At 53.0% G+C, this 23,145-nt stretch carries 18 protein-coding genes and 1 other annotated feature; of the genes, 12 read left to right on the top strand and 6 right to left on the bottom strand.

Annotated elements, in window-relative coordinates; all coding sequences use genetic code 11:
* Positions 1 to 2: 2 nt before the first annotated feature.
* Genes ACFWUB_RS05215 through ACFWUB_RS05205 form a run of 3 tightly spaced genes read left to right on the top strand, consistent with a single transcriptional unit; the run spans position 3 to position 5,387 of the window.
* Positions 3 to 2,999, top strand: coding sequence for an AAA family ATPase (locus ACFWUB_RS05215; protein ID WP_416184333.1), 2,997 nt, complete (start codon positions 3 to 5; stop codon positions 2,997 to 2,999).
* Positions 2,993 to 4,504 carry an Eco57I restriction-modification methylase domain-containing protein gene (locus ACFWUB_RS05210; protein ID WP_416184332.1) on the top strand — a complete coding sequence of 504 codons (1,512 nt, stop codon included), beginning with the start codon at positions 2,993 to 2,995 and terminating at the stop codon, positions 4,502 to 4,504. Before ACFWUB_RS05215 ends, ACFWUB_RS05210 begins: the two co-directional genes overlap by 7 nt.
* Positions 4,470 to 5,387, top strand: coding sequence for a BsuBI/PstI family type II restriction endonuclease (locus ACFWUB_RS05205; protein ID WP_416184331.1), 918 nt, complete (start codon positions 4,470 to 4,472; stop codon positions 5,385 to 5,387). Before ACFWUB_RS05210 ends, ACFWUB_RS05205 begins: the two co-directional genes overlap by 35 nt.
* Before the next feature lie 186 nt (positions 5,388 to 5,573).
* Here ACFWUB_RS05205 and ygiD read toward each other — a convergent pair whose 3' ends face one another.
* Together ygiD and ACFWUB_RS05195 are read right to left on the bottom strand one after the other, a co-directional pair.
* Positions 5,574 to 6,347 carry a 4,5-DOPA dioxygenase extradiol gene (ygiD, locus tag ACFWUB_RS05200; RefSeq protein WP_020310616.1) on the bottom strand — a complete coding sequence of 258 codons (774 nt, stop codon included), beginning with the start codon at positions 6,345 to 6,347 and terminating at the stop codon, positions 5,574 to 5,576.
* Positions 6,348 to 6,446: 99 nt separating this feature from the next.
* On the bottom strand, positions 6,447 to 7,649 hold the full coding sequence (locus tag ACFWUB_RS05195) for an ATP-binding protein (protein ID WP_302680815.1): 1,203 nt from the start codon (positions 7,647 to 7,649) through the stop codon (positions 6,447 to 6,449).
* Between the two features lie 272 nt (positions 7,650 to 7,921).
* Between ACFWUB_RS05195 and folP the strand changes: the two genes are divergently transcribed.
* The 9 genes from folP (at position 7,922) to ACFWUB_RS05150 (ending at position 18,471) form a co-directional block, all read left to right on the top strand.
* Complete coding sequence (gene folP / locus ACFWUB_RS05190; RefSeq protein ID WP_020310614.1) at positions 7,922 to 8,749, top strand: dihydropteroate synthase; 828 nt, start codon at positions 7,922 to 7,924, stop codon at positions 8,747 to 8,749.
* A 117-nt stretch (positions 8,750 to 8,866) separates the two neighbouring features.
* Positions 8,867 to 10,102 carry an ATP-binding protein gene (locus tag ACFWUB_RS05185; RefSeq protein ID WP_302511804.1) on the top strand — a complete coding sequence of 412 codons (1,236 nt, stop codon included), beginning with the start codon at positions 8,867 to 8,869 and terminating at the stop codon, positions 10,100 to 10,102.
* A 141-nt stretch (positions 10,103 to 10,243) separates the two neighbouring features.
* Positions 10,244 to 10,485, top strand: a binding site (T-box leader).
* 93 nt (positions 10,486 to 10,578) lie between these two features.
* A complete protein-coding gene (gene ilvC, locus ACFWUB_RS05180; RefSeq protein ID WP_020310612.1) occupies positions 10,579 to 11,589 on the top strand; it encodes a ketol-acid reductoisomerase in 1,011 nt (336 codons plus the stop codon).
* A 145-nt stretch (positions 11,590 to 11,734) separates the two neighbouring features.
* Complete coding sequence (gene ilvB, locus ACFWUB_RS05175; protein WP_020310611.1) at positions 11,735 to 13,432, top strand: biosynthetic-type acetolactate synthase large subunit; 1,698 nt, start codon at positions 11,735 to 11,737, stop codon at positions 13,430 to 13,432.
* Positions 13,429 to 13,932, top strand: a complete 504-nt coding sequence (gene ilvN / locus ACFWUB_RS05170) for an acetolactate synthase small subunit (protein WP_020310610.1) — start codon at positions 13,429 to 13,431, stop codon at positions 13,930 to 13,932. The genes ilvB and ilvN overlap by 4 nt, the downstream gene beginning before the upstream one ends.
* Before the next feature lie 16 nt (positions 13,933 to 13,948).
* Entirely contained in the window at positions 13,949 to 15,601 is a 1,653-nt protein-coding gene (gene ilvD, locus ACFWUB_RS05165; protein ID WP_020310609.1) for a dihydroxy-acid dehydratase, read from the top strand.
* A gap of 125 nt (positions 15,602 to 15,726) precedes the next feature.
* Positions 15,727 to 16,737 carry a bile acid:sodium symporter family protein gene (locus tag ACFWUB_RS05160; RefSeq protein ID WP_020310608.1) on the top strand — a complete coding sequence of 337 codons (1,011 nt, stop codon included), beginning with the start codon at positions 15,727 to 15,729 and terminating at the stop codon, positions 16,735 to 16,737.
* A 248-nt stretch (positions 16,738 to 16,985) separates the two neighbouring features.
* Complete coding sequence (locus tag ACFWUB_RS05155) at positions 16,986 to 17,663, top strand: DUF554 domain-containing protein (RefSeq protein ID WP_020723685.1); 678 nt, start codon at positions 16,986 to 16,988, stop codon at positions 17,661 to 17,663.
* A 232-nt stretch (positions 17,664 to 17,895) separates the two neighbouring features.
* Positions 17,896 to 18,471: a uracil-DNA glycosylase family protein gene (locus ACFWUB_RS05150; protein WP_020310605.1), complete on the top strand. Its 576-nt coding sequence runs from the start codon at positions 17,896 to 17,898 to the stop codon at positions 18,469 to 18,471.
* A gap of 12 nt (positions 18,472 to 18,483) precedes the next feature.
* On the opposite strand, the gene ACFWUB_RS05145 is transcribed toward ACFWUB_RS05150, so the two are convergent.
* From ACFWUB_RS05145 to ACFWUB_RS05130, 4 genes are read right to left on the bottom strand one after another with little or no spacing between them, the layout of a single operon-like run.
* Positions 18,484 to 19,131, bottom strand: a complete 648-nt coding sequence (locus ACFWUB_RS05145) for a TetR/AcrR family transcriptional regulator (protein ID WP_020310604.1) — start codon at positions 19,129 to 19,131, stop codon at positions 18,484 to 18,486.
* A gap of 14 nt (positions 19,132 to 19,145) precedes the next feature.
* Complete coding sequence (locus tag ACFWUB_RS05140) at positions 19,146 to 20,261, bottom strand: ABC transporter permease (protein ID WP_298589955.1); 1,116 nt, start codon at positions 20,259 to 20,261, stop codon at positions 19,146 to 19,148.
* The gene (locus tag ACFWUB_RS05135) at positions 20,261 to 21,376 is read right to left on the bottom strand and encodes an ABC transporter permease (protein ID WP_020310603.1); all 1,116 of its coding nucleotides are present in this window, start codon (positions 21,374 to 21,376) and stop codon (positions 20,261 to 20,263) included. The genes ACFWUB_RS05140 and ACFWUB_RS05135 overlap by 1 nt, the downstream gene beginning before the upstream one ends.
* Positions 21,373 to 23,139 carry an ATP-binding cassette domain-containing protein gene (locus ACFWUB_RS05130; RefSeq protein ID WP_302754593.1) on the bottom strand — a complete coding sequence of 589 codons (1,767 nt, stop codon included), beginning with the start codon at positions 23,137 to 23,139 and terminating at the stop codon, positions 21,373 to 21,375. Before ACFWUB_RS05130 ends, ACFWUB_RS05135 begins: the two co-directional genes overlap by 4 nt.
* Positions 23,140 to 23,145 lie beyond the last annotated feature (6 nt).

The following is a 23,145-nucleotide window of genomic DNA, read 5'->3' as shown; positions in this document are numbered from 1 at the left end:
GTATGAAGATTACAGAGATGCATTTGGATGATTTCGGGATTTACCATAATGTGAGCTGGAATCCGCCGGAACACGGCCTGATCGTCATGCATGGCCGCAACGAAAGCGGCAAGACGACGCTCATGAAATATGTCCGCTCCATGTTCTTCGGCTATCTGCGCGGAGACTGGAAGGGCTATTTCGGCAGCATGGGCATCCGTCGGGAAGACGGAAAGGAATACCGCATCGTCCGCAATGAAAAAGAATATTTCCTGTCAGACGGCCAGGAAAAAGTACAGGAAGAGCCAGCGAATCTGTGGTGGCACGGCCTGGACCGTCAGACGTATGATACGATTTTTGCCATGGGCCTGGAAGACCTGCAAGGGTTCAAAATCCTGTCCAATGAAGCCGTGCGCAGCCATTTCTTCAGCATCGAAGGCGGCATCGGCATGGGCCTGGCCCGCAGCGAAGTGACCAAGCATATGGGTGACCTCCTGGTCGCTTCGCCGCAGGGCAAGAAACCCATCAATGCCCTGCTCAACGAGCAGAAGGACTTCGACCGCCGCATCAACGGCATGGCTTACGATGAAGATGAATTCGCCAGCCTGCAGGAAGCGGAACAGACGACCCACGAAATCGAAAACCGCATCCGCCTGGACATCGAAGAATCGAAGCAGCAGATTGAACGGATTTCCATGCCCATTGCCGCCTGGGATGTCTATAAGCGCGGCCAGGATGCCTTGCAGCACATGCAGGCCCTGGCAGACGTTTCCCAGTTCCCCGCTGATGGCGCTCAAAAGTGGGCCGAACTGGAACAAAATATCAAAGCCATCGACGACCAGGTCCGCAAACTCAAGGCGACGAGCCGCAAAGGCCCGGCTTTCCAGGAATCGTGGAACCGCTGGCTGGCCTGCGGCCCCCAGCTCGATGAGATGTATCATCACGTCGGCGAATGGAAACAAGGCCTGGCCGAACTCTCGGACCATGAAGATAAGGAAATGGACTGGGAGTTTGAAGGCACGAAACAAGCCGATTTGCTCAAAACCTGGACCGATGGTAAGGATATTCCGACCGCCGTCAACTGGACCCAGGGGATTTCGGCAGCCGCCGCCCTCGACCACAGCCGGCAGGATCTAGAAAAATGGAAGGCCGATAAGCCGAAGAACGTCTCGTCCCAAGACGGGGAAGACGGAGCGGCTGAAAAGACTAAAGACGAATGGGAAGTCATCGGGACGGCCGTAGCGACGATCCAGAATGTCGTCATGGAACGCCAGAAGATACAGGAACAGCTGGAATGGCTGAAAACGGAACCGGCCAGTTCGTCGAAGGCCTTTACCTTCGTCGGCGTCGCCTTCCTGGTCTTGGCCGCCCTGTGCGTCGCTGCCGTCTACATGGGTCACTTCGATTCGACTGTAGGCCTCGGCGGAGCGGCAGCCTGCGTCGTCATCGCCGTCATTTCTTTAGTCCGCCAGAGTACCGGTGCCGACCGGATTCCCCGTAAAATCGCGGAAATCGAAGGCCGGCTGGCCAGCGTCAACGGGAAAATCGGCGACCTGGCCAAGGAAGCGGAAATTACCCTCAGCACGGATGAATCGAATGAACGCTGGCTCCAGGAACTGGATGCCGTCCGCAAACAGTACCTGGATTGGCAGACGCGGGAAACGAAGAATGCCTGGCAGAAAGAACAGAAAGTCATGTACGACGCCATTTATGAAAAATGGCAGTCCGATGGCAATACCTGCAAAAAACAGCTCCTGGCCTGTGAAACGGCCTGGGACGGCTGGCGCGATAAAAATAGTTTCAGCAAACTGGATACGGCCGATGTGGCCAAAGCCAAAGAAGCTTGGGATACGTGGCATGAAGTCACGACGGCCGCTGCCGATTGGAAGCGGCGCAAGTTGGAATTGAAAGGCGCCATTTCCCGCTGGAGCGATACGGCAGAACAGATTTTCCGGGAAGTCGGCGTCAAGAAGGCCGTTTCCCCGGATACCGTCGAAGACGTCTATAAGCAGTGGCAGGACATCCGCGTCCAGGCTGAAGTGGCCAAAGAACAGGACCGTCAGCAGAAAGAACGGGAAAGTCAGATTGCCAGCCTGGGAGAAGAACGGCAGCAGCGCGTCCAAGAACAGCAGGAACTGCTCAAGGCAACCGGCGCCCAGACGGAAGGCGAATTCCGCAGCAAAGTCCTGCGCTTCCGCCAGTTCCACCAGTACAAAGAAGTCTATGACCAGACGGAAGCCCATATCCGCCTCATCGCCAAGACGCCGAAGAACCTGGCCGAACTGCGCCATGAATTGAAAATCCATACCTTGAAGACCTGGACAGATGAACGCGACTACTACCAGAAAAAAATCGCCGATGCCGAAAAGAAACTGGCTGAAGTCGCAGAAAAACGAGGCAGTATCATCGAACGCCTGAGCCAGATGGCCAAGAGCGACGAATACGGTAAGCTCCTGCAGGCCAAACAGAACCGCAAGGCTGAACTGGACCGGGCTGTCGACGATTGGCTGACCAATATGTACACCCAGTACATGCTGGAACAGGCCCAGGAATACTACGAACGGGTCCGCCAGCCTATCGTCATCCGCCAGGCCGGCGAATACCTCAATCTCATGACCCAGGGCCGCTATACCCTGCAGGCCAGCCTGGACGGAAAACAGCTCTTTGCCGTCGATGGCAGCCAGCGCCGCGTCCCGGAAAAACAGTGGAGCAGTGGCCTGGGCGACCAGATTTACCTGGCCATCCGCATCAGCCTGGCCATGGCCTTCTCCAAACAAATCGAACCGATGCCGCTTATCCTCGACGACATCCTCGTCCGCTTCGACGAACAGCGCCAGAAAGAAGCCATCCAGTTCCTGGCATCCCTGGGCAAAAAAGAACAGATATTCCTGTTCACCTGCTCCGATGCCACGTTGCACCTGGCCGAAGAAGTCCAAAAACAACTGTCTGGAGAAACAGATACAATCCATCTCTTTGAAATCGAAAAAGGGACGATACGGGGAAAGGAAGGCTTATGTTAGAGTATGTAGTTCGACAAACGGCGGCCTACATGGAATCCATGCCTAAACAGATTCGCAAAAAAAGTGGTCAATTCTTTACCAGCATAGAAACAGCCCGGTTCATGGCCGGGCTGTTTACTATCCCTGCACAGCCTGAGATTACCATATTAGATCCCGGAGCTGGCACGGGTATCCTTACGGCTGCTTTATTGGAGCGTATTTCGGCAATCCCATCAGTGGAACGAGTACACCTTATATGTTATGAAACAGACGAAAAAATCATTCCTGTTTTAGAGGATAATCTTCGTTATGTTACCGCTCATTGTTTGAAAAAAGCTGACTATGAGCTCCGCACTTTGAATTATATTACAAGTCAGGAAAATGCTTTCAATGGAGGATTGTTCCCAGAATCAGGCGTCACTTGCGACCTCTGTATTGGCAATCCGCCGTATATGAAAATCGGAAAAGATGCGCCTGAAGCTAAAGCTATGCCGGCAATCTGTTACGGCGCCCCTAATTTATATTTTCTCTTTGCGGCTATGTCGTTATTTAATGTCTGTGACAGCGGAGAAATGGTTTACATCATTCCTCGATCTTGGACAAGTGGCATGTATTTCAAGCGCTTTCGCCAATATTTATTCAGTCATGGCGTGATTGAACAGATTCACTTGTTTACCAGTCGGGATAAGGTCTTTGATACCGAACAGGTATTGCAAGAAACGATGATTGTCAAGATACGGAAACAGCGTCAGGTTCCTTCGGATATATTGGTCACTTCTTCTGAATCTAATTGTGATTTCCGTCATTTACAGCAGATTTCATTGCCTTATTCGGCTGTAGTTTCCGGAGCGGACCAGTATGTCTTTTTGATGACTAATCATCGGGAAGTGGACGCTATCTGCTTGTTAAACACATTTCCCTATACCCTGCCAGATTTCGGTATGAAAATGAAAACGGGATTGACTGTTGATTTTAGGGAGAGGGAGTCTTTGCGGAATACTGAAGTCGATGGGGCCGTACCGCTCTTTTTTGCCCAGCATATACAAAACGGTCATATTTGCTTTCCGATTGGTAAAGAAGGGGAATATTTAGTACCATCCCGGAAAAGTTTGGTACAGCCTAATACTAATTATTTGTTTATCAGGCGGTTTACGGCAAAGGAGGAAAAGCGCCGATTACAATGTGGTATTTATTTGGCAGAACAATTTCCGCAATATCAGACCATAAGCACGCAGAATAAAATCAATTTCATTGATAATGCGGACCATACATTGTCTAAAGATGTAGTATATGGGCTATATGTTTTATTCAATTCTACCCTTTATGATGTATATTACCGGGTACTCAATGGTTCTACGCAGGTCAATGCTACAGAAATCAATCATATGCCTGTTCCAGCTATTTCGATTATTGAAGAACTAGGGCGAGCATTGTTGAAGCAATCCGATATAACAGAAAAAACGTGCAATCAGATCTTGGAGGGATTTTTACATGGGAAAAATCAGCGAAGCTCAAGCCATTCTTAGAGCTATTGGGATGCCCGAACGCCAGCAAACGCCTATTTGTGCGTTGAGTTTGCTGGCTTTGGCTCATATACGGCCTGATGATGACTGGTGTCAGGCTAGCAATGAGTGGATTCGTATTCACGATATAATTCAGTTCGTTAATCTGAATTATGAAGTTGATTATGCAGAAAATAGCCGGGAAACTTTTCGTAAGCAGGCTATGCACCATTTTCGGAATGCCGCTTTGATTGAAGATAACGGAAAAGCGACGAATAGTCCCAACTATCGCTATCGACTGACGCAGGAAGCCGTCCATCTTTTACAGAACTTTCATACCGATTTATGGAAGAAATCTTTAAAAGAATTTACTGATGTTCATGAATCACTGATTTCCATTTACGCATCGAAAAAAAACGTTCAGAAAATGCCAGTCATGATTAATGAGACGGCCTATACTTTTTCACCAGGTAAGCATAATGCCTTACAAAAAGCTATCTTGGAAGAATTTGCACCGCGCTTTGCACCAGGGGCTATTTGCTTGTATGTTGGTGATACGACTAATAAAAACTTAGTGGAAAACCAGACGTTACTGAAACAATTAGGAATTGCTCTGACAGAACATGATAAGTTGCCCGATGTCATCCTGTATTGCAAGGACGTCGACTGGATTTACTTTGTTGAAGCCGTGACCTCCGTGGGTCCTATGAGTCCTAAACGCTTACAAGAATTGGAAGCTATGACTCAGCAGGTCACGAGCGGGAAAATCTATGTTACCGCTTTTCCTGATGTAACCGTCTACAAACGTTTTGTGGCGGACTTAGCTTGGGAAACCGAAGTTTGGATTGCCGATGAACCAGATCACATGATTCACCTTAACGGCAATCGGTTTATGGGGCCGCGTTGAATTTATAAAAGGGGCTGTCGCACGAAGAATTTTGTCATCATGCGAGGCCCCGTTTACTTTATAGTTTGTAGCACAGAGTTTGTAGTTTGCAGAGAAAACCTTTAAATTTAAAACTATCCGCTAACCCCGAACCACTAGCCACTAACAACTCAAAAAGGGCTTGTCGTATGATGACAAGCCCTTTTTTCACGCCCAGACGAATCCGGTCATAGCCATGGATCCTAAGGTGCAGGTATTATTGAATGGTGTAGCTTTATCCGTTCCGGCGGCGCCCAGGCAATAGAGCAGGGGCAGGTAGTGTTCCGGTGTCGGCACGGCGTAGGCTGCGTGTTCGTGGTTTTCGTAGTGGATGATGTTGTCGATGTTGCCGGCGATGACATTATCGACGATATCCTGGTTGAAGTGTTTGGCTGCTTCGGAGCCGCCGCGCTTGTTCCATTCGACGCGGCGCAGGTTGTGGACGATGTTGCCACTGGCCCAGATGAGGTAGCCTTTTTCTCGGAGCGGGGCGAGTTTCTGGCCGAGTTCAAAGCATTGGTCCGGTGTAAACGTGCTGTTTACAGAAAGTTGGACGACTGGGATGGGCGCGTTGGGGAACATGTGGACCATAACACTCCATGTTCCGTGATCGATACCCCATGAATCGTCGATAGAAACGTCATTGCCCAAAAGCTGGCAGACGTCCTGGGTCAGTTCCGAACAGCCCTTGGCTGGGTATTGGAGCTGATAGAGCTCTTCTGGGAAGCCGTACATGTCGTAGATTTGACGCGGCTTGTCGGCACTCTGGATATACGTGCCTGGGACATACCAATGGGCCGAGATGGCCAGGATGGCTTTCGGTCTGTCCTCACTGGTTAGAACGTCTGCGCCGACGCGCTGCATTTCGCGCGTCAAGTCGTTTTCATCGATAGCCAGCATCGGACTGCCATGACCGGTGAAGATAACAGGCGTTTTTTTCATTATGATGAATCCCCCTTTGCATAGAAACCATAAAGATAAAACCATCTTTAGTATATCATGAAGTTACTTTACGTCAACAAACTGCCATTTTTCACATATTTAATAATCACGAGGGAGTCGCAAAAATTTACGAATATTATAGTGCTGGATTCCATCCTGGCTAAAGTCGAGTTCGTCCATAGAAACGACGTATTTGGGATAATTGTCTTTTATGTCTTTATATACACGGAATTCGCGTTCGATAGTTTCTGGTGAAGCGAGTAAATATGTGACCTGGACATAACATTTTCGATTTCCTTTTTCGGCAATGAAATCGACTTCAAAATTTCCTGCTTTGCCAATCGTTACCGTATAGCCGCGGCGCAATAATTCCAAGCAGACAATGTTTTCTAATATTTGGTCGATATCGCGGGCATTGTGGCCATATACGGCTTCTCGCAGGCCATGGTCAACGACATAGTACTTTTCATTGATAGAAAGCAGTTTCTTCCCTAATAAATCTTGGCGGGGGATTTTATAGAATAAATAAGCTGTTGTACAAGCATTCAGGTAATTCAATACGGTATCGTTGGAAACTTTTCGATGTTCACTTTTCAAGTATTTTGTAATGTTAGAAGCACTGAAAACGTGGCCGATACTGCTGAGGGCATATCCGATGATGCGCTCTAATAAATCGACGTCGCGCAGATTATTCCGTTGGACAATATCCTTTAAAATTACGGAATTGTACATATCCTGCAAATACTGACGAGATGGGCCTTCTTGGAAATGGAGATTCATTAAGAAAGGCATCCCGCCGAAGAGTAGGTATTTTTGGAAGGCTTGCGGGGTATCGTCTAATTGATTTGCTAATATAAATTCTTGATAAGAAAAAGGATAAATGACGAATTGAACATAGCGGCCGGCTAAATAGGTGGAAAGTTCCCCAGAAAGCAGCTTAGCATTTGAACCGGTAAGATAAATATCGACATCGAAAGCGACACGCAGGGAGTTGATGACCCGTTCCCAATTCGTCACTTCTTGTATTTCATCTAAAAAAATGTATATTTTTCCTTTTATGGCAGCTGCTTTGTCTGCAATCCATTGATAGAGTGCCATGGGTTGGCACAAGGGGAGATTGGCCAAATCTTCAAAATTTAGGCTTATCATTTGATCAGGACGGACTTGTTGAGATAATAGTTCTTCCTGGATTAATTGCAGCATGACTGATTTTCCGCTGCGGCGTATTCCTGTCAATACCTTTATGAGATCCGTGTTAATGAACGGTCTGATTTGTTTCATGTAATATTCGCGCTGAATCATGGTATCCCATCCTTTCTGAAAAACTATTTATACTATTATACCAGTATATTTTACAGTTTTCCATAATTCATACTATTATAATAGTATGAATTATGGAAAATAGGAATTCTAACTAGTATAGTAGTTGGATTTTTCGTTTACTTGTGAGGATACGCTTCTTTTGCTATAATGAACGGGTAACGTACAGGTTACGGACTTGATTTTTTAGAGATAACGACTGTGCGTCCTTTTGGGCGCCTTCGTTATCTCTTTTTTTGTTGGGAGGAATTATTGTGGAAGTTCGTCATTATCATTGGAAAGATGGAAAATCCCTGACTGTCGGGGAACGGACGCTGGTCATGGGCGTCCTCAATTATACGCCTGACTCTTTTTCTGATGGCGGGAAATGGAATAATGCCGATGTAGCCTTGAAGCACATGGAAGAAATGGTAGCCGAAGGGGCGGATATCATCGACATCGGCGCCGAATCGTCACGGCCGGGTTTTACGCCGATTTCGGCAGCCGAAGAGATTTCCCGGCTGGAAACGATTTTGCCGCGCCTTGTCAAAGCCTGCCCGGTCCCCATTTCTGTCGATACGTATAAGGCTGAAACGGCAGACTATGCCATGCGTACGGGTGCCCATATCATGAATGATATCTGGGGCCTCCAGTATGCGCCGGAACCGGGACAGATGGCCGCTGTAGCCGCAAAATACGGCGTTCCTGTCGTCGTCATGCATAACCAGGACGGTACAGAATACGGCGACATCATCGAGGATATGAAGCGCTTCTTCATCCGCTCGGCCATCATTGCAGACCAGGCCGGCATGAGCCAGGACCAGATCATCACCGACCCGGGCATCGGCTTTGGCAAGACCTTTGACCAGAATGTCTACGTCATGAAGCACTTGCGGGATCTGACAGGCCTGCCGTATCCCATGCTCCTGGGGACGAGCCGCAAGGGCTTTATCGGCAAGATCCTCGACCTGCCGGTTACGGAACGGATGGAAGGGACCGGGACGACCTGTGTCGCTGGCGTCCTGGCCGGCTGCGCGATTGTCCGCGTCCATGACGTCAAACCCATCGTCCGCATGTGCCAGATGGCCGATGCTCTGCGTTAGATAAATTAGTCAGGTAAAACCTTTTACTGTATAAATATGACGGAACTTCCTTGACTGCCGTGGCCTGGCGGCGGTATAATGGCTCAAATGTATATAAGCTGATAGGGAGGTTTCTACATGGAAAATAAAAGTCTGCGCGGCCTCGTCGTATGCCGCAATTTTTTACAGGATCCCGTCATCAAGGCCCTGCTGGCCGTCCAGGAACAGGGGGATAATCCCTTTGGCAAGCATGAAGCGGCAGCGGTCCTCTTGGAACGGGCGGAACAGCTGGGCCTCAGCGGCAATATCCTGCGCCAGTATTTCCTCTATCTCTTGGGGGAAGGCGATACGGTCGCTGCCGAAGCCATTGAACGGTCGGGCAAGGCCGGCACGGGCATGACCAAGGCCCTGCTCTTGGATATGACTCTGCTCTGGCCGTATCTGCAAAAGGCCGCTTCCGACTTCCTCGGCGTCGATTTCCTCGACAACTACGAACCGGCTGTCCCCAAAGTTTACGGCTATGTCCAGACCCTGGAAACGGCCCTCATGGCAGCGTCGACGCCAGAAGAAGCGACGAAAGTCTTACTGCATCATTATGCAGTATACGGCCGGGGCAAACTGGCACAGTTCATGGCCTTCCGCATCGGTGAAGACGGGGACCTCGTAGGCATCGAGAATTTCCCCCATCTTGCCTGGGATGACCTCATCGGCTATGCGGCTCAGAAAGAAAAGCTCCTGGCCAATACGACGGCCTTTCTGGCGGACCGGGCGGCCAATAACGTCCTCTTGACGGGTTCCCGCGGGACGGGCAAGTCGACGGCCGTCAAAGCCCTGGTCTGCCGCTACCATGAACAGGGCCTGCGCCTCATCCAGGTCCAGCGCGGCCAGCTCCACAATCTGCAGCAGCTCATGGAAAAACTCGGCGACATCGGCAGCAAGAAGTTCATCCTCTTCTTGGATGATTTGTCCTTCGATGAAAATGAAAAAGAGTATAAATACCTCAAGTCGGCCATCGACGGCGGCGTCACGCCACAGCCGAAAAACGTGCTTATTTATGCAACATCGAACCGTCGCCACCTCTTGAAGGAAACGTGGCACGACCGCAACGACGAACTGGACGAAGTCTACCGCGATGACAGCACGAACGAGTCGATTTCCCTGTCGGACCGCTTCGGCCTCATCCTCCATTACTCGGCGCCGACGCAGGATGAATACTTGCAGATCATCGCCCATGAGCTGAAAAAAGCCGGCATTACCCTGGACCCGGAAGAGCTTCGTGTCGAAGGCGTCCGCTGGGAAATGGAACATTCCGGCCGCAATGGCCGCATTGCTCAGCAGTTTGTGAAATGGTATCTGGGCAATCGCAAGGCTTAAGAATCTTAGGCAAGTAAACGTTTAACCAAACTTTTTTCGGAAAAATTCCAAAAAAGCATTGACAAACAGCACGGCATTTTGTAGAATGTGTTCAAGCTTTTCAAACGGGCCACAACGATAAAGGCTCGCAAAAGCATATAGTGAAATCTGATGACGGGAAAGAGTAGTTCGTCCGGACATTCCCAGAGAACCGGCGGCTGGTGCGAGCCGGTAATGAATGGCGATTGAAAATCATCCCCGAAGAGAAGTGCTGAAGCAAGATTAAGCACTGACGATTTTTCCACGTTATAGGAAACGCGTATGTTGGTACGTTGTAGAGAGCCTGGCTGCAGTAATGCGCCGGGAATCAGGGTGGTATCGCGGAATAGTACTCCGTCCCTCAGTGAGGGGCGGAGTTTTTTTGTTGGCCTCTTTCGACGAATCTCTAAATCCCAACGAGAATAAATTATTTTATACTCACAAGGAGAGATGTTATTATGGCAAAAGTATTTTATGATCAGGACGTAAATTGGGACGTTATGAAAGGCAAAAAAGTTGCCGTCATCGGTTATGGCAGCCAGGGTCATGCTCATGCATTGAACCTCAAGGACAGCGGCGTCGACGTCGTCGTCGGCTTGTATGAAGGCAGCAAATCGGTTGAAAAAGCTAAAGCAGCCGGCCTCGAAGTCAAGACCGTTGCTGAAGCTGTCAAAGATGCTGACGTCACGATGGTCCTCATTCCGGACGAAAAACAGGCTGACGTATATGCAACGGAAATCGCTCCGAACTTGAAATCCGGCAGTGCCCTCGCCTTTGCACACGGCTTCAACGTTCACTTCAAACAGATCGTCCCGCCGGCTGATGTCGACGTATTCATGGTCGCTCCGAAAGGCCCGGGCCATCTCGTCCGTCGTACATTCGTAGAAGGCGGCGGCGTCCCCGACGTATTCGCTGTCGAACAGGATGCTTCCGGCAAATGCTTCGACCTCGCTTTGGCTTATGCCCGCGGCATCGGCGGCACGCGTGCCGGCGTCATCCAGACGACTTTCCAGGAAGAAACAGAAACAGACCTCTTTGGTGAACAGGCAGTCCTCTGCGGCGGCATCTGCCAGCTCATCACCAACGGTTTTGAAACCCTTTGCGAAGCTGGTTATCAGCCGGAAATCGCTTACTTTGAAACCTTCCATGAAATGAAGTTGATCGTCGACCTCATGTACGAAGGCGGCATGGCTAAGATGCGTAAATCCATCAGTGATACCGCTGAATACGGCGATTACACGGCTGGCCCGCGTGTCGTAACCCAGGAATCGAAGAAAGCCATGAAAGAAGTCCTCAACGACATCCAGTCCGGTGCCTTCGCCAAAGATTGGCTCCTCGAAAACAAAGCCGGCGGCCGCGCTCACTTCCTGGCTATGCGCCGTCAGCATGCGGAACATCCGCTCGAACAGGTCGGTGAAAAACTCCGTGCCATGATGCCGTGGCTCCACAACAACGACCAGAACGACTAAGACATAGTTTGAAGTTGGATGTTTGGAGTTTGAAGTTGGAAATAACTTTTAACATCAAACTTCAGACATCAAACCCAAGAAGCAGGTTGATTGAAGAATAGCTTCTTTGTAAGTATGAGTCATGTTTTATGATGAGGTGAATGAGATGAAAATGACCGGAGCACAAGCAGTGATCGAATGCTTGAAACGTGAACAGGTACAAGTCGTCTTCGGCTATCCCGGCGGGGCTGTCCTGACATTATATGATGAATTATATAAAGCCAAATTTCCCCATGTCCTGACAGGCCACGAACAGGGAGCTGTCCACGCCGCTGACGGCTATGCCCGCGCTACGGGCAAGCCCGGTGTCTGCTTTGCTACGTCCGGTCCTGGCGTCTGCAACATGGTTACAGGCATTGCCACGGCCAACATGGATTCCATTCCCCTCGTCGTCATCAGCGGCCAGGTAGCAACGCCCCTTATCGGGCGCGATTCCTTCCAGGAAGCTGATATCTCCGGTATTACCACGCCGATTACGAAACACAACTATTTAGTGAAGAACGTCAAGGAATTGCCCCGGGTCTTGAAAGAAGCCTTTTACATCGCAACCACAGGCCGGCCCGGGCCGGTCCTTGTCGATATTGCCAAGGATGTATTCGATACACCTTTTGAATTTGAATATCCCGAAGAAGTCCATCTGCGCGGCTACCAGGGCCATCACGTCGGCAATGAAGCCGATGTCGACCACGCCGTCGAAGCCATTGAAAAGGCAAAGCGCCCGGTCATCCTCACCGGTGGCGGCGTCGTCCTTTCCAACATGTCGGACCGCTTGAAGCACATCGTCCAGCAGATGCATGTCCCTGTCGTCACGACCCTCATGGGCAAGGGCTGCGTCCCCGATACGTATGACGCCCACCTGGGCATGGTCGGCATGCATGGCTCGTACGCTGCCAATATGGCCGTTACGAAATGCGACCTCCTGGTCGCCATCGGCGCCCGATTCGATGACCGCGTCACTGGCGACGTCGAAAATTTCGCGCCGAACGCGCAGATCGTCCACTTCGATATCGATAAAGTAGAAATCAATAAAATCGTCCACGCCGACATCAGCGTCAACGGCGACCTCCGCTGGTCCCTGCCGCTCCTCGACGAAAAGCTGGCAGCTCATGAAACGCATCTGGCGGACCGCTATGGTGAATGGCGGACTTTCGTCCTCGATATGAAGGCCGCTCATCCCTTTGCCACGCGGGACCTTCCCGATGCCGTTTCGCCGCAGAAGCTCTTTGAAGAGGTCCAGAAGTGGACCGACGACGACACCATCGTCGTTACCGACGTCGGCCAGCACCAGATGTGGGCAGCTCAGTTCTTCGATTTGAATAAGCCCCGCCGCTTCGTTACCTCTGGCGGTCTGGGTACTATGGGCTATGGCCTGCCGGCTGCCCTCGGTGCCAAGCTGGGCTGTCCCAAGTCGAAAGTCGTCTTATTCACTGGCGACGGCAGTATCATGATGAACTGCCAGGAATTCGCCACTCTTCATAAATATGGCGTCGATGTCAAGACCATCGTCCTCCACAACAACGTCCTGGGCATGGTCAACCAGTGGCAGCGCTTGTTCTACAACGGCCACTGCGCTGAATCGCTGATTGGGGATAACCCCGATTTGACAGCCGTATCCGCGTCCATGGGGGTTCCCGGGACGGCCGTCCATAAGCCGGAAGACCTGGCTAAAGCCGTAGAAGCCCTGTTCAAGACGGAAGGGCCGGCACTGCTCGACGTCTTCATCCCGGCTGATGAAAATGTCTATCCCATGGTTCCCGGCGGCAAGCGCCTGGACCAGATGGTATTGGGAGGTGAAGGGAAATGATGAGACAACATCTCGCTATTCTCTGCGACAATAAACCGGGCGTCCTGACGCACGTCGCCGGCCTGATCAGCCGCAGAGCCATTAATATTGAATGTATCAATGCCGGTTATACGGAAGAAGCTGACGTAACGCGTATCAACATCGTCGTTTCCGTTGAAAACCGCTGGGAACTCGACCAGGCCGTCAACCAGCTGGCCAAGCTCATCGACGTCATCAAAGTCGTCAACCTCGACGATGCGCCGTTCATCAGCTATGAACTGGCGATGATCAAAGTCCAGAGCCCGACGCCGCAGACCCGCGAAGAACTGACCAATATCGCCCAGCTCTTCAACGCCAAGATCGTCGACGTCCAGCGCCGTTCCCTGGTCCTGCGCCTGACAGGCCGGGAAGACCATATCGAGGCTCTTTTGGAAATGCTGAAAGATTATGATATTATTGAAATCGCCCGGACCGGGCAGATTTCCCTGTCCCGCGGCGAAATGGCCGTCAAGGATATGTAGAGAAAGGATGAATACCATGCGCAGTGATGTTGTTAAAAAGGGCGTTACCCGAACCGCCCATCGTACGTTATTCCATGCTATGGGCTATAGCGATGAAGATTTGCAGAAACCGTTGATCGGTATCTGTAATGCCTTCAATGAAATCATTCCCGGCCATATCCATTTGCGCGATATTGCCGAAGCAGTCAAGCTCGGCGTTGCCGCTGCCGGCGGTACACCGATTGAATTCCCGTCCATCGGCGTCTGCGACGGTATCGCCATGGGTCATCGCGGCATGAGCTTTTCCTTGTCCAGCCGTGAACTGATCTGTGACTCCATTGAAGCCGTAGCGACAGCTCATGCCTTTGATGGCCTGGTACTCATCCCGAACTGCGATAAAATCGTCCCGGCTATGCTCATGGCTGCCGGCCGCCTCAACATCCCGACAGTCGTCGTCAGCGGCGGCCCCATGCTCGCCGGCCGTCACAACGGCAAGAACATCAGCGTCAGCACCATGTTTGAAGCCGCTGGCAAAGTCGAATCGGGCCAGATGACACCGGAAGAAATGCACCAGATGGAATTCCAGGCCTGCCCGGGCTGCGGTTCCTGTTCCGGCTTGTTCACAGCCAACACCATGAACTGCATGACCGAAGTCCTCGGCATGGGCCTTCCCGGCAACGGCACCATTCCCGCTGCCTATACGGGCCTGCGCCGCATGTTGGCTAAGAAAGCCGGCCAGGTCGTCATGGATTTGGTCCGCAAAGATATCAAGCCGCGCGACATCATGACCCTGGAAGCCTTTGAAAACGCCATTGCCGTCGACATGGCTATCGGTGGTTCGACCAACACGGCCCTCCATTTACCGGCCATCGCCCACGAAGCCGGCGTCGACCTCTCGCTCGATGAATTCGACGAAATCAGCCGTAAAGCAGCCTATATCTGCAAGATGAGCCCTGGCGGCACGTATCATATGCAGGACCTCGATGAAGCCGGCGGCATCTGCGCTGTCATGAAAGAGGTCTCCAAATTGGGCCTCATCCACACCGACGCCAAGACCATTACCGGCACGGTCGGCGACCGCATCAAAGATGCGAAGATCCTCAACCACGACGTCATCCATTCCGTAGAAAACGCCTATATGCATAAAGGCGGCATTGCCGTCCTCAAAGGCAACCTGGCGCCTCTCGGCTCGGTCATCAAGGAAAGTGCCGTCGAACCGGACCTCCTGGTCTATAAAGGTACGGCCAAATGCTATGACTCGGAAGAAGCTGCTATTGCCGCTATCATCGGCGGTGAAATCAAAGAAGGCCACGTCGTCGTCATCCGCTACGAAGGCCCGAAAGGCGGTCCGGGCATGCGTGAAATGCTCAACCCGACAGCTGTCATCACCGGCATGGGCCTGAAAGTCGCCCTCCTGACTGACGGCCGCTTCAGCGGTGCCAGCCGCGGCGCCTGCATCGGCCACATCTCGCCGGAAGCTATGGAAGGCGGCCCCCTGGCCCTGGTCCACGACGGAGACACTATTTCCATCGACATTCCCAACCGTAAATTGGAACTGGAAGTCAGCGATGAAGAATTGGCAAAACGCAAAGCTGAATGGAAGCAGCCGGAACCGAAGGTCAAGACCGGTTACTTGTCCCGCTATGCGAAACTCGTCACGTCTGCCAATACCGGCGCTGTCATGAAATAATTAGTCTTTCAACGAGCCTCTTGCCCTGGCCGGGCCTCTTCGGAATGGCGGAGAATCCCCATCGGGGCAGGAGGTTCCTTTTTTTTGGACTTATAAACATATTGTTTTAAAAAGAGGTATTCATCATGAAAAAAGTCTGTGCCCTTATCGGTAAATATTTCGGCGTCATCGCCGTCATCTTCCTCATCATCGGCATGACCCTGCCGACGAGCTTTTCTTGGGTCCTCGGCAAGGTGGGCGGCATTTCCGTTCTCTCCGTCCTCCTCGGCGTCATCATGTTCGGCATGGGCATGACCATGAGCGTCCACGATTTCGCCCTGGTCCTCAAGCGGCCGAAAGATGTCTTTTTTGGCGCCTGCGCCCAGTATTTCGTCATGCCTTTCCTGGCCTACGTCCTTTCGACGATTTTCCAGCTCGACCCGGCCCTGACGGTTGGCGTCGTCCTCGTCGGGACCTGCCCGGGCGGTACATCGTCTAATGTCATCACCTTCATGAGCAAAGGCGACGTACCCCTGTCGGTCACGATGACCAGTGTATCGACGTTAATTTCGCCGATCATGACGCCGCTTTTGACGTATCTCATCATCGGTCAGCGCATCTCCTTTGACCCGGTCGGCATGTTCTTATCGATCCTGCAGATCGTCATCGTCCCCATCGCTCTGGGCCTCATCGTCAAGAGCTTCCTGCCGAAGCTGGCTGATACGGCTGCGGATTACCTGCCGGCTGTTTCGGCCCTGGCTATTTCCTTCCTCATCGCCGGCATCATCGGAGCCAGCCGCGATGCTATCCTCAACAGTTCGGGCATCATCCTGCTGGTCGTCATCCTGCACAACTGCCTGGGCTATGCCCTGGGATTCTTTATCGGCCATCTCTGCGGCATGAGCTGGAAGAAAATGGTCGCCTTGTCCATCGAAGTCGGCATGCAGAATTCCGGCTTAGCAACGGGCCTGGCCAAAGCACACTTTGCATCCCTGCCCATGGCCGGCGTCCCCGGTGCCGTCTTCAGTGCATGGCACAACATCTCCGGTGCCGTCTTGGCCTATCTCTACGTCAACTACCTGAACAAACGCTTCGACTCCAACTACGAAACCGACCAGAAAGCCGCTGCCAGCGTATCGCCCACAGCAGCCCATTAAATTCGATTCCATCCACTAACTGCTAAAAGAGACTATCGCACGAAGGCTTCTGCCATCATGTGCGCTCCCATTCTCTTTATAGTTTATAGTATGGAGTTTGTAGTTTACATAGAAAGCCTTTAAATTCAAAGCCATCCACTAACTGCTAACGGCTAGCTGCTAACTGCTAAAAAAAGGCGCTGTCTTCGTGCGACAGCGCCTTTTTTCTGCTATAATGGATACAAATTCACTTGTCAGGGGGAAAGTACATGTTCGCTGTCATCGTCAATGCCGTGACGTCGTCATTAGGGGCATTGCTGGGATTTCTTTTGAAGCGCGGCATACCGGAGCGCTTTACCAAGGCCATTTTTGGTGTCATTTCTCTGTGCGTCGCCATCATGGGCATACAAGGAGCCGTCCAGAGCCAGAATCTGCTCCTCGTATTGGCTAGCATGATTATCGGTACCCTCGTCGGGACGGCTATCGGCATCGAAGATGGCATGAACCGCTTCGGCGAATTCCTCAAGAAACGCATGGGCCACGGCGATGATTCGCGGTTCGTCCGGGGCTTCGTCACCTTATCCATCATGCAGGTCATCGGCGCCATGGCCATCCTCGGCCCTATCCAGGCGGCCCTGGGGAGTCATGACCTTCTCTATTTCAAGAGCGCCCTGGACTTTACGTCTTCTTTCATTTTTGGGACCCTTTACGGCTTGGGCGTCGTTCCCGTCGGCATCGTCCTCTTCATCTATCAGGGCTTTTTCTATCTGTTGGCGACCTTCATCATGCCCCTCATGACGCCCGATGTCATCCGGGAATTGAATGCCGTCGGCAGTGTCATGATCCTGGGTATTGCCCTCAACATGTTCCAGTTGACGAAGCTGAAAGTAGCCGACTTCCTGCCAGCCCTATTCATACCTATTATTTATTATCATTTAATCGTCTGATGATGGTATTACGACAATGTGCCACTTGTCATATATTCCAATCATTTACAGGATTCACGGCGGGACGCCTTAGACAGGCGTCCCCTACGGCATCGCATACAGGCGATGAAAAATAACGCGGCTATCTGCCGCCTACGTAGGGGCCGTCCCGGCCAGGGAGGCCCGTGGTGATGTTCGACCACAGCTTATTCGTGTATCATGGCAGGCTCTTTACCATTTAGGAGGCGTTTTTATGCATTTGCAGGAGATCATTGATCAATTAAAAACGGACGAACGGAACGCGTCGTATACGGCCCGCGGCATCGGTCCTATTTTTCAGATCCACGAGAAAGCGAGAATCTTGATCATCGGTCAGGCTCCGGGCAAGAAGGTCGAAGAATCGGGGATTCCTTTCCATGACAAGTCCGGTGAAAAGCTGATGGCCTGGATGGGCATTGACAGCCAGACTTTCTATTCGCCGGCCATTTCCATTATGCCTATGGATTTCTACTATCCGGGCAAAGCCAAAACGGGCGACAAACCGCCGAGACGGTTCATCGCCCAGGAATATCATCGTGAAATTCTGCAACTCATGCCGGACCTGGCACTGACCATCCTCGTCGGCAAGTACGCCATCGACTATTATTTGAAAGGCCGGACGGAACGCAACCTGACGGAGACTGTGCGGAATTATCAGGCTTACTTGCCGGACTATTTCCCCATCGTTCATCCCAGTCCGCTCAACTTCCGCTGGCAGGCCAAGAATCCCTGGTTCGAGGCCGACGTCGTGCCGGAGCTCCAGAATCGGGTCCGGTCTGTACTCCCGTAAATCAGCCAGGCACTACGTTTTGGGAACCGTCAAGGCATCGAGAGTCTTGAAGAAGTTTTTCTTTAAGTGCTGGATGAATTCTTCCTTTGGATAGTGGACGGGCAGAGCCTTGATGACCGGGCTGTTCTGGGCCAGGAAGGCCAGGGTGAACGGCGCGATGAGGCTGAGGTAGGCACTGTAAAATCCGATATCCGCCGTGTCATAGCCCAAGGCCTGCTGCAGGACGCCTGAGGATACGTAGAATTTGGGCAGGCCCTTTTGGGAAATGATATTCTGAATGTACGGCGACGGGTGCAGGAGTTCCTGGATCCAGACGCGGACGTGCCAGTCGTTGCGGCGAAAGGCATCTTCTATAAAATAATCGACAAAACGTTCTAATTTCTGGCGCGGCGAGCCTTCTTGCTGCGCCAGTTTTTTGAGTACGTCCACATTGACCAGGTAATCCTGGACTTCTTCGAGGACGGCGACGTACAGGCCGTCGCGGCTGCCGAAGTGATAGTTGACAGCCGCCATATTGACACCAGCTTTTTGGCAGATTTCCTTACTTGTCGTACCGTCGTAGCCGTGTTGGGCAAAGAGCGGGCCTGCAGCTTCGATGATGCGTGCTTTTGTTTCCCGGCCGTCTTCGCGGCTCGACGTCACAGGCGCTTTATGAGGCATAGCAATCCCTCTTTCTATGATAATTTATGGCGAAACAGCCAGGCAGCCAGGGGCAGGGTGACGGCGGCAACGGCCAGCATGGGCAGATAAGTATAGGCAATTACAGGGATACCGGCGCCTTCCAGGTAGATGCGGCGTATGGCTTCGATGGCAAAGCGCATGGGATTGATATAGGTCACGTACTGCAGGACCTGCGGCATGTTGCGGACTGGTGTCGCCAGTCCTGACAGGAGTATCATGGGCATGAGGAATAAGAAACAGTATACCATGACTTGCTGCATGTTCTTGGCTACGGCTGAAATCGACAGGCCCAGGCCGACACAACTTACGAGGAAAATGAAAATCGTAAGGTAGAGAGCGGCCAGGGAACCGACTAATTGTATTTTAAACCAAAACACGGCGATGCACAACATGAGCGTCGCCTGGACGAGGCCGATGAGGATAGGCGGCACGGCTTTGCCGATGAGGATTTCTGGCGGCGTCAGCGGCGTGACCAGAAGCTGGTCGAAGGTGCCATTTTCCCGTTCCCTGGCGACGGAGAGGCCGGCCAGGATGAGGACCTGTGTCAAGGCCAGCATGGGGATGAGCGATGGCAGGAACATGCGGCGTGTAATGTTATTGGGGTTATACCAGATGCGCGAACGGATTTCGATGAGTGGCTGATGGCCGCTTCGCTGGACATTCATGGCTGAGACGATAGAGGCAGCATAACTGGCCGCCAGGCCGGCTGTCATGGGATTGCGTCCGTCGGTGACCGTCTGGATCGGCGCTTCCTGGCCGCTGTTCAGTCGGCGGGCAAAGTCCGATGGGATGGTAATGACGATCATGGCCTCGCCGCTGTCGATGGCCTGGGCGATCTGCTGTGTCGACGACAAGGTCTGGACGCGCTGGAAGATGCCGGTCCCATCGAGATGGGCGATGAAATCGGCCGATTCCCGGCTGTGGTCTTCATCGACGAGGGCATACGGTACATTGTCGAGGTTATACGTCGCCGTATACCCAAATAGGAGTCCTTGGACGAGGACGGGGATGACCAGGATGACACGGCTCTTCGGGTCTTTCAAGGTCGTCAGCAGTTCTTTGACGATGAGCTGGTAGATTTTATAAAAAGTCAGTCGGAATGTGTCCATCAGGCAACCCCCTTTTTGGTGACGCGCAGGGACAGGAAAACGAAGAATACGGCATAAGCGCCGAGGATGGCACAGTCCTTGATGACCAGGGGCCCCGTCGTGCCGGCCAGGAACAAGGATTTCATCAATTCCATATAATACGTCGCTGGCAGGACGTGGCCGATGACGGCAATGGCTGTCGGTACGCTACGCAGGTCAAAGAGGAAACCACTGAGCATGATCGTCGGGAGCAGGCTGACGACCAGGGCCATCTGGCAGGCCAGGAACTGGTTCTTGGTCAGCGACGAAATGGTGAGGCCCATGCCGATGGCGACGAAGATGTATTCAATAGATGATAGAAGAATCAAGGCCAGAGACCCGTGCATGGGCACGCCGTAGCCGTAATAAGCGGCGACGAGGCAGAGAACAAGGCCGACCAGGGCGATGCAGAAATAGGGTATCATTTTGGCGGCAATGATTTCCAGCGGCCGGACGGGTGTGACGAAGAGGGATTCCAGTGTGCCCCGTTCCCATTCCCGGGCCATGACCAGGGAGGTCAGGAAGACGCCGACCAGGGTCATGACGATGACGATGAGTCCGGGGATGAACATCCATGAACTCGTATTGGCGTCGTTGAACCATTGCCGCGACACCAGTGTAATCGTACCCGTCCGGGACGCTGCGCCGTGGCTTTTGGCCCAAGCGGCCTGCCAGGCCTGGAAGCCGCTGGAAATATAGGTATTGGCCGCATTGGCCGTCGTCGCATCGATGCCATACAAGAGGACCTGCACCGTCGCATGGCCTTGTTCCAGGCGGTCCGTGAAATCCGGCGGGATGACGATGATGGCATCGGCCTGGCGGGCATCCATCAGGGCGGCGGCCTCACTTATGGAAGATACGTAGTGCGGTGAGAAATATGGCGAGCCGTCGAGGAAGTGAAGGGTGCTGCGGGCCGTCGGCGAGCTGTCTTCCAGGGCGACGGCGACGGGCAGGTCCTTGACATCGAGGGATAGGCCGGATCCCATGAGGATGATGAGCATGAGAGGGATGACGATGCCGATGAGGAAGCTGCTGGGGTCGCGCAGCATCTGACAGAATTCTTTATGACATAAGGCGAGAAAACGATGCAGGTTCATGACGATACCTCCTGATGATGGCGGCCGGACTCGACGATATGGATGAAGGCGTCATTCATAGTCGGACTATTACCGCCCTGTTTCCGGATGGCCGACGGCGTGCCGATGGCGATGAGCTGCCCCCGGTCCTGTATCATGATGCGGTCGCAGTATTCGGCTTCTTCCATGAAATGTGTCGTGACGATGATCGTCGTTCCCTTGGCCGACAGGTCCGTGATCTGCCGCCAGAAGAGACGGCGGGCCAGCGGGTCGATGCCGCTTGTCGGTTCGTCGAGAAAGAGGATAGGTGGTTCGTGGAGCAGGGCCGCTGCCATGGACAGGCGTTGTTTGTAGCCGCCAGGAAGGCTGCCGGCCGGCATATGGCGGAAGCCGGACAAATCGAATTCTTCGATGACCGCTTCGATGCGCTGGTCCAGCCGGCGGCCGCGCAGGCCGTAGGCACTGCCGAAGAAGCGGAGGTTCTCTTCGACGGACAGCGTCGTGTAGAGGGAGAATTTTTGCGCTACGTAGCCGATATGGGCCCTGGCCTGGGCTCGGGCGGTTCGCAGGTTGACGCCGGCTACGGAAATCTGGCCGGACGATACGGGAAGCAGGCCGCAGAGCATGCGGAACGTCGTCGATTTCCCGGCTCCGTTCGGGCCGAGGAGGCCGAAGATTTCCCCTTCGTAGACGCTGAACGACGTATGATTGACGGCGATGAAATCGCCGAAGCGGCGGACAATGTCCCGGACTTCGATGATTTTCCGTCCTGTTTCTACTCTTTTGGCAGCAGTCATATCGGGGCGGCTGTAGTGGGAGGGAAGGGACGGTTCCTGCTGGCGCAGGAGGCCCATGAAACTATCTTCCAGTCTGGCCGGGACGGCCGTTACTGTCAGGCCGGGCAGGGCGAGGTCCTCCAGGCTGGCCTGGGGCGTCAGACTGAAACGGACGGCCCCGCCTTCGGGAACGGCATCGGCTACGGCTTCCGTTTCGTCGATGAGGGCAGCCTGTATGAGCCGCGGTGGGACATTTTCCGGCGGCCTGACGACATAACAGCGGCCCTGGGCATAGTGGCAGAGCGTGTCCGGTGCGCCCTGGGCCAGGATATGCCCTTTATGCAGGATGTATACGTCGTGGCAGTGTTCGGCTTCTTCCAGGTAGGCCGTTGCGACCAGGACGGTCAGGGACCCCGACGCCGACAGGGTGTCGAGGATTTGCCACAGTTCCCGCCGCGATAGGGGGTCGACGCCGACTGTCGGCTCGTCGAGGAGCAGCAGCGGCGGCATGGAAACGAGGGTGCAGGCCAGCCCCAATTTCTGCTTCATACCGCCAGAGAGCTTGCCGGCCATGCGCTTCGTGAACGGGCTCAGACCGGTCAGGTCGAGCAGTTTCTGGAAGCGCTCCTGGCGCACGGCTTGAGGGACCGCGTGGAGGTTGGCGTAGAGGTCCAGGTTTTCCTGGACCGACAGGTCTTCATAGAGACCGAACTTCTGGGGCATATAACCGATATGGTCCTGGACGGCCTGAGGATGGCTGGCCACGTCCATACCCAGGACCGACAGGCTGCCGGCATCGCTTTTCAACAGGCCGCAGACGAGGCGCATGAAAGTCGTCTTGCCAGCCCCGTCAGGGCCGATGATAGCCGTCAGACTCCCGGTGCGGACGGTCAGTGAAACCCCTGATAAAGCCGTGACCGGACTGGACTGACCAGGGCGGATGAATTGTTTTACGATCCCCTGGGCCTCGAGGGCTGGGGAGGTCGATGCAGGCTGACAGTTCGTCATGGGAAT

The sequence above is a fragment of the Megasphaera sp. genome, assembly GCF_047831605.1.
Classification (GTDB): Bacteria; Bacillota; Negativicutes; order Veillonellales; family Megasphaeraceae; genus Megasphaera; species Megasphaera intestinihominis.
Note: the sequence above shows the minus strand (reverse complement) of the source record. Positions and strands in the feature narration are given on the sequence as shown.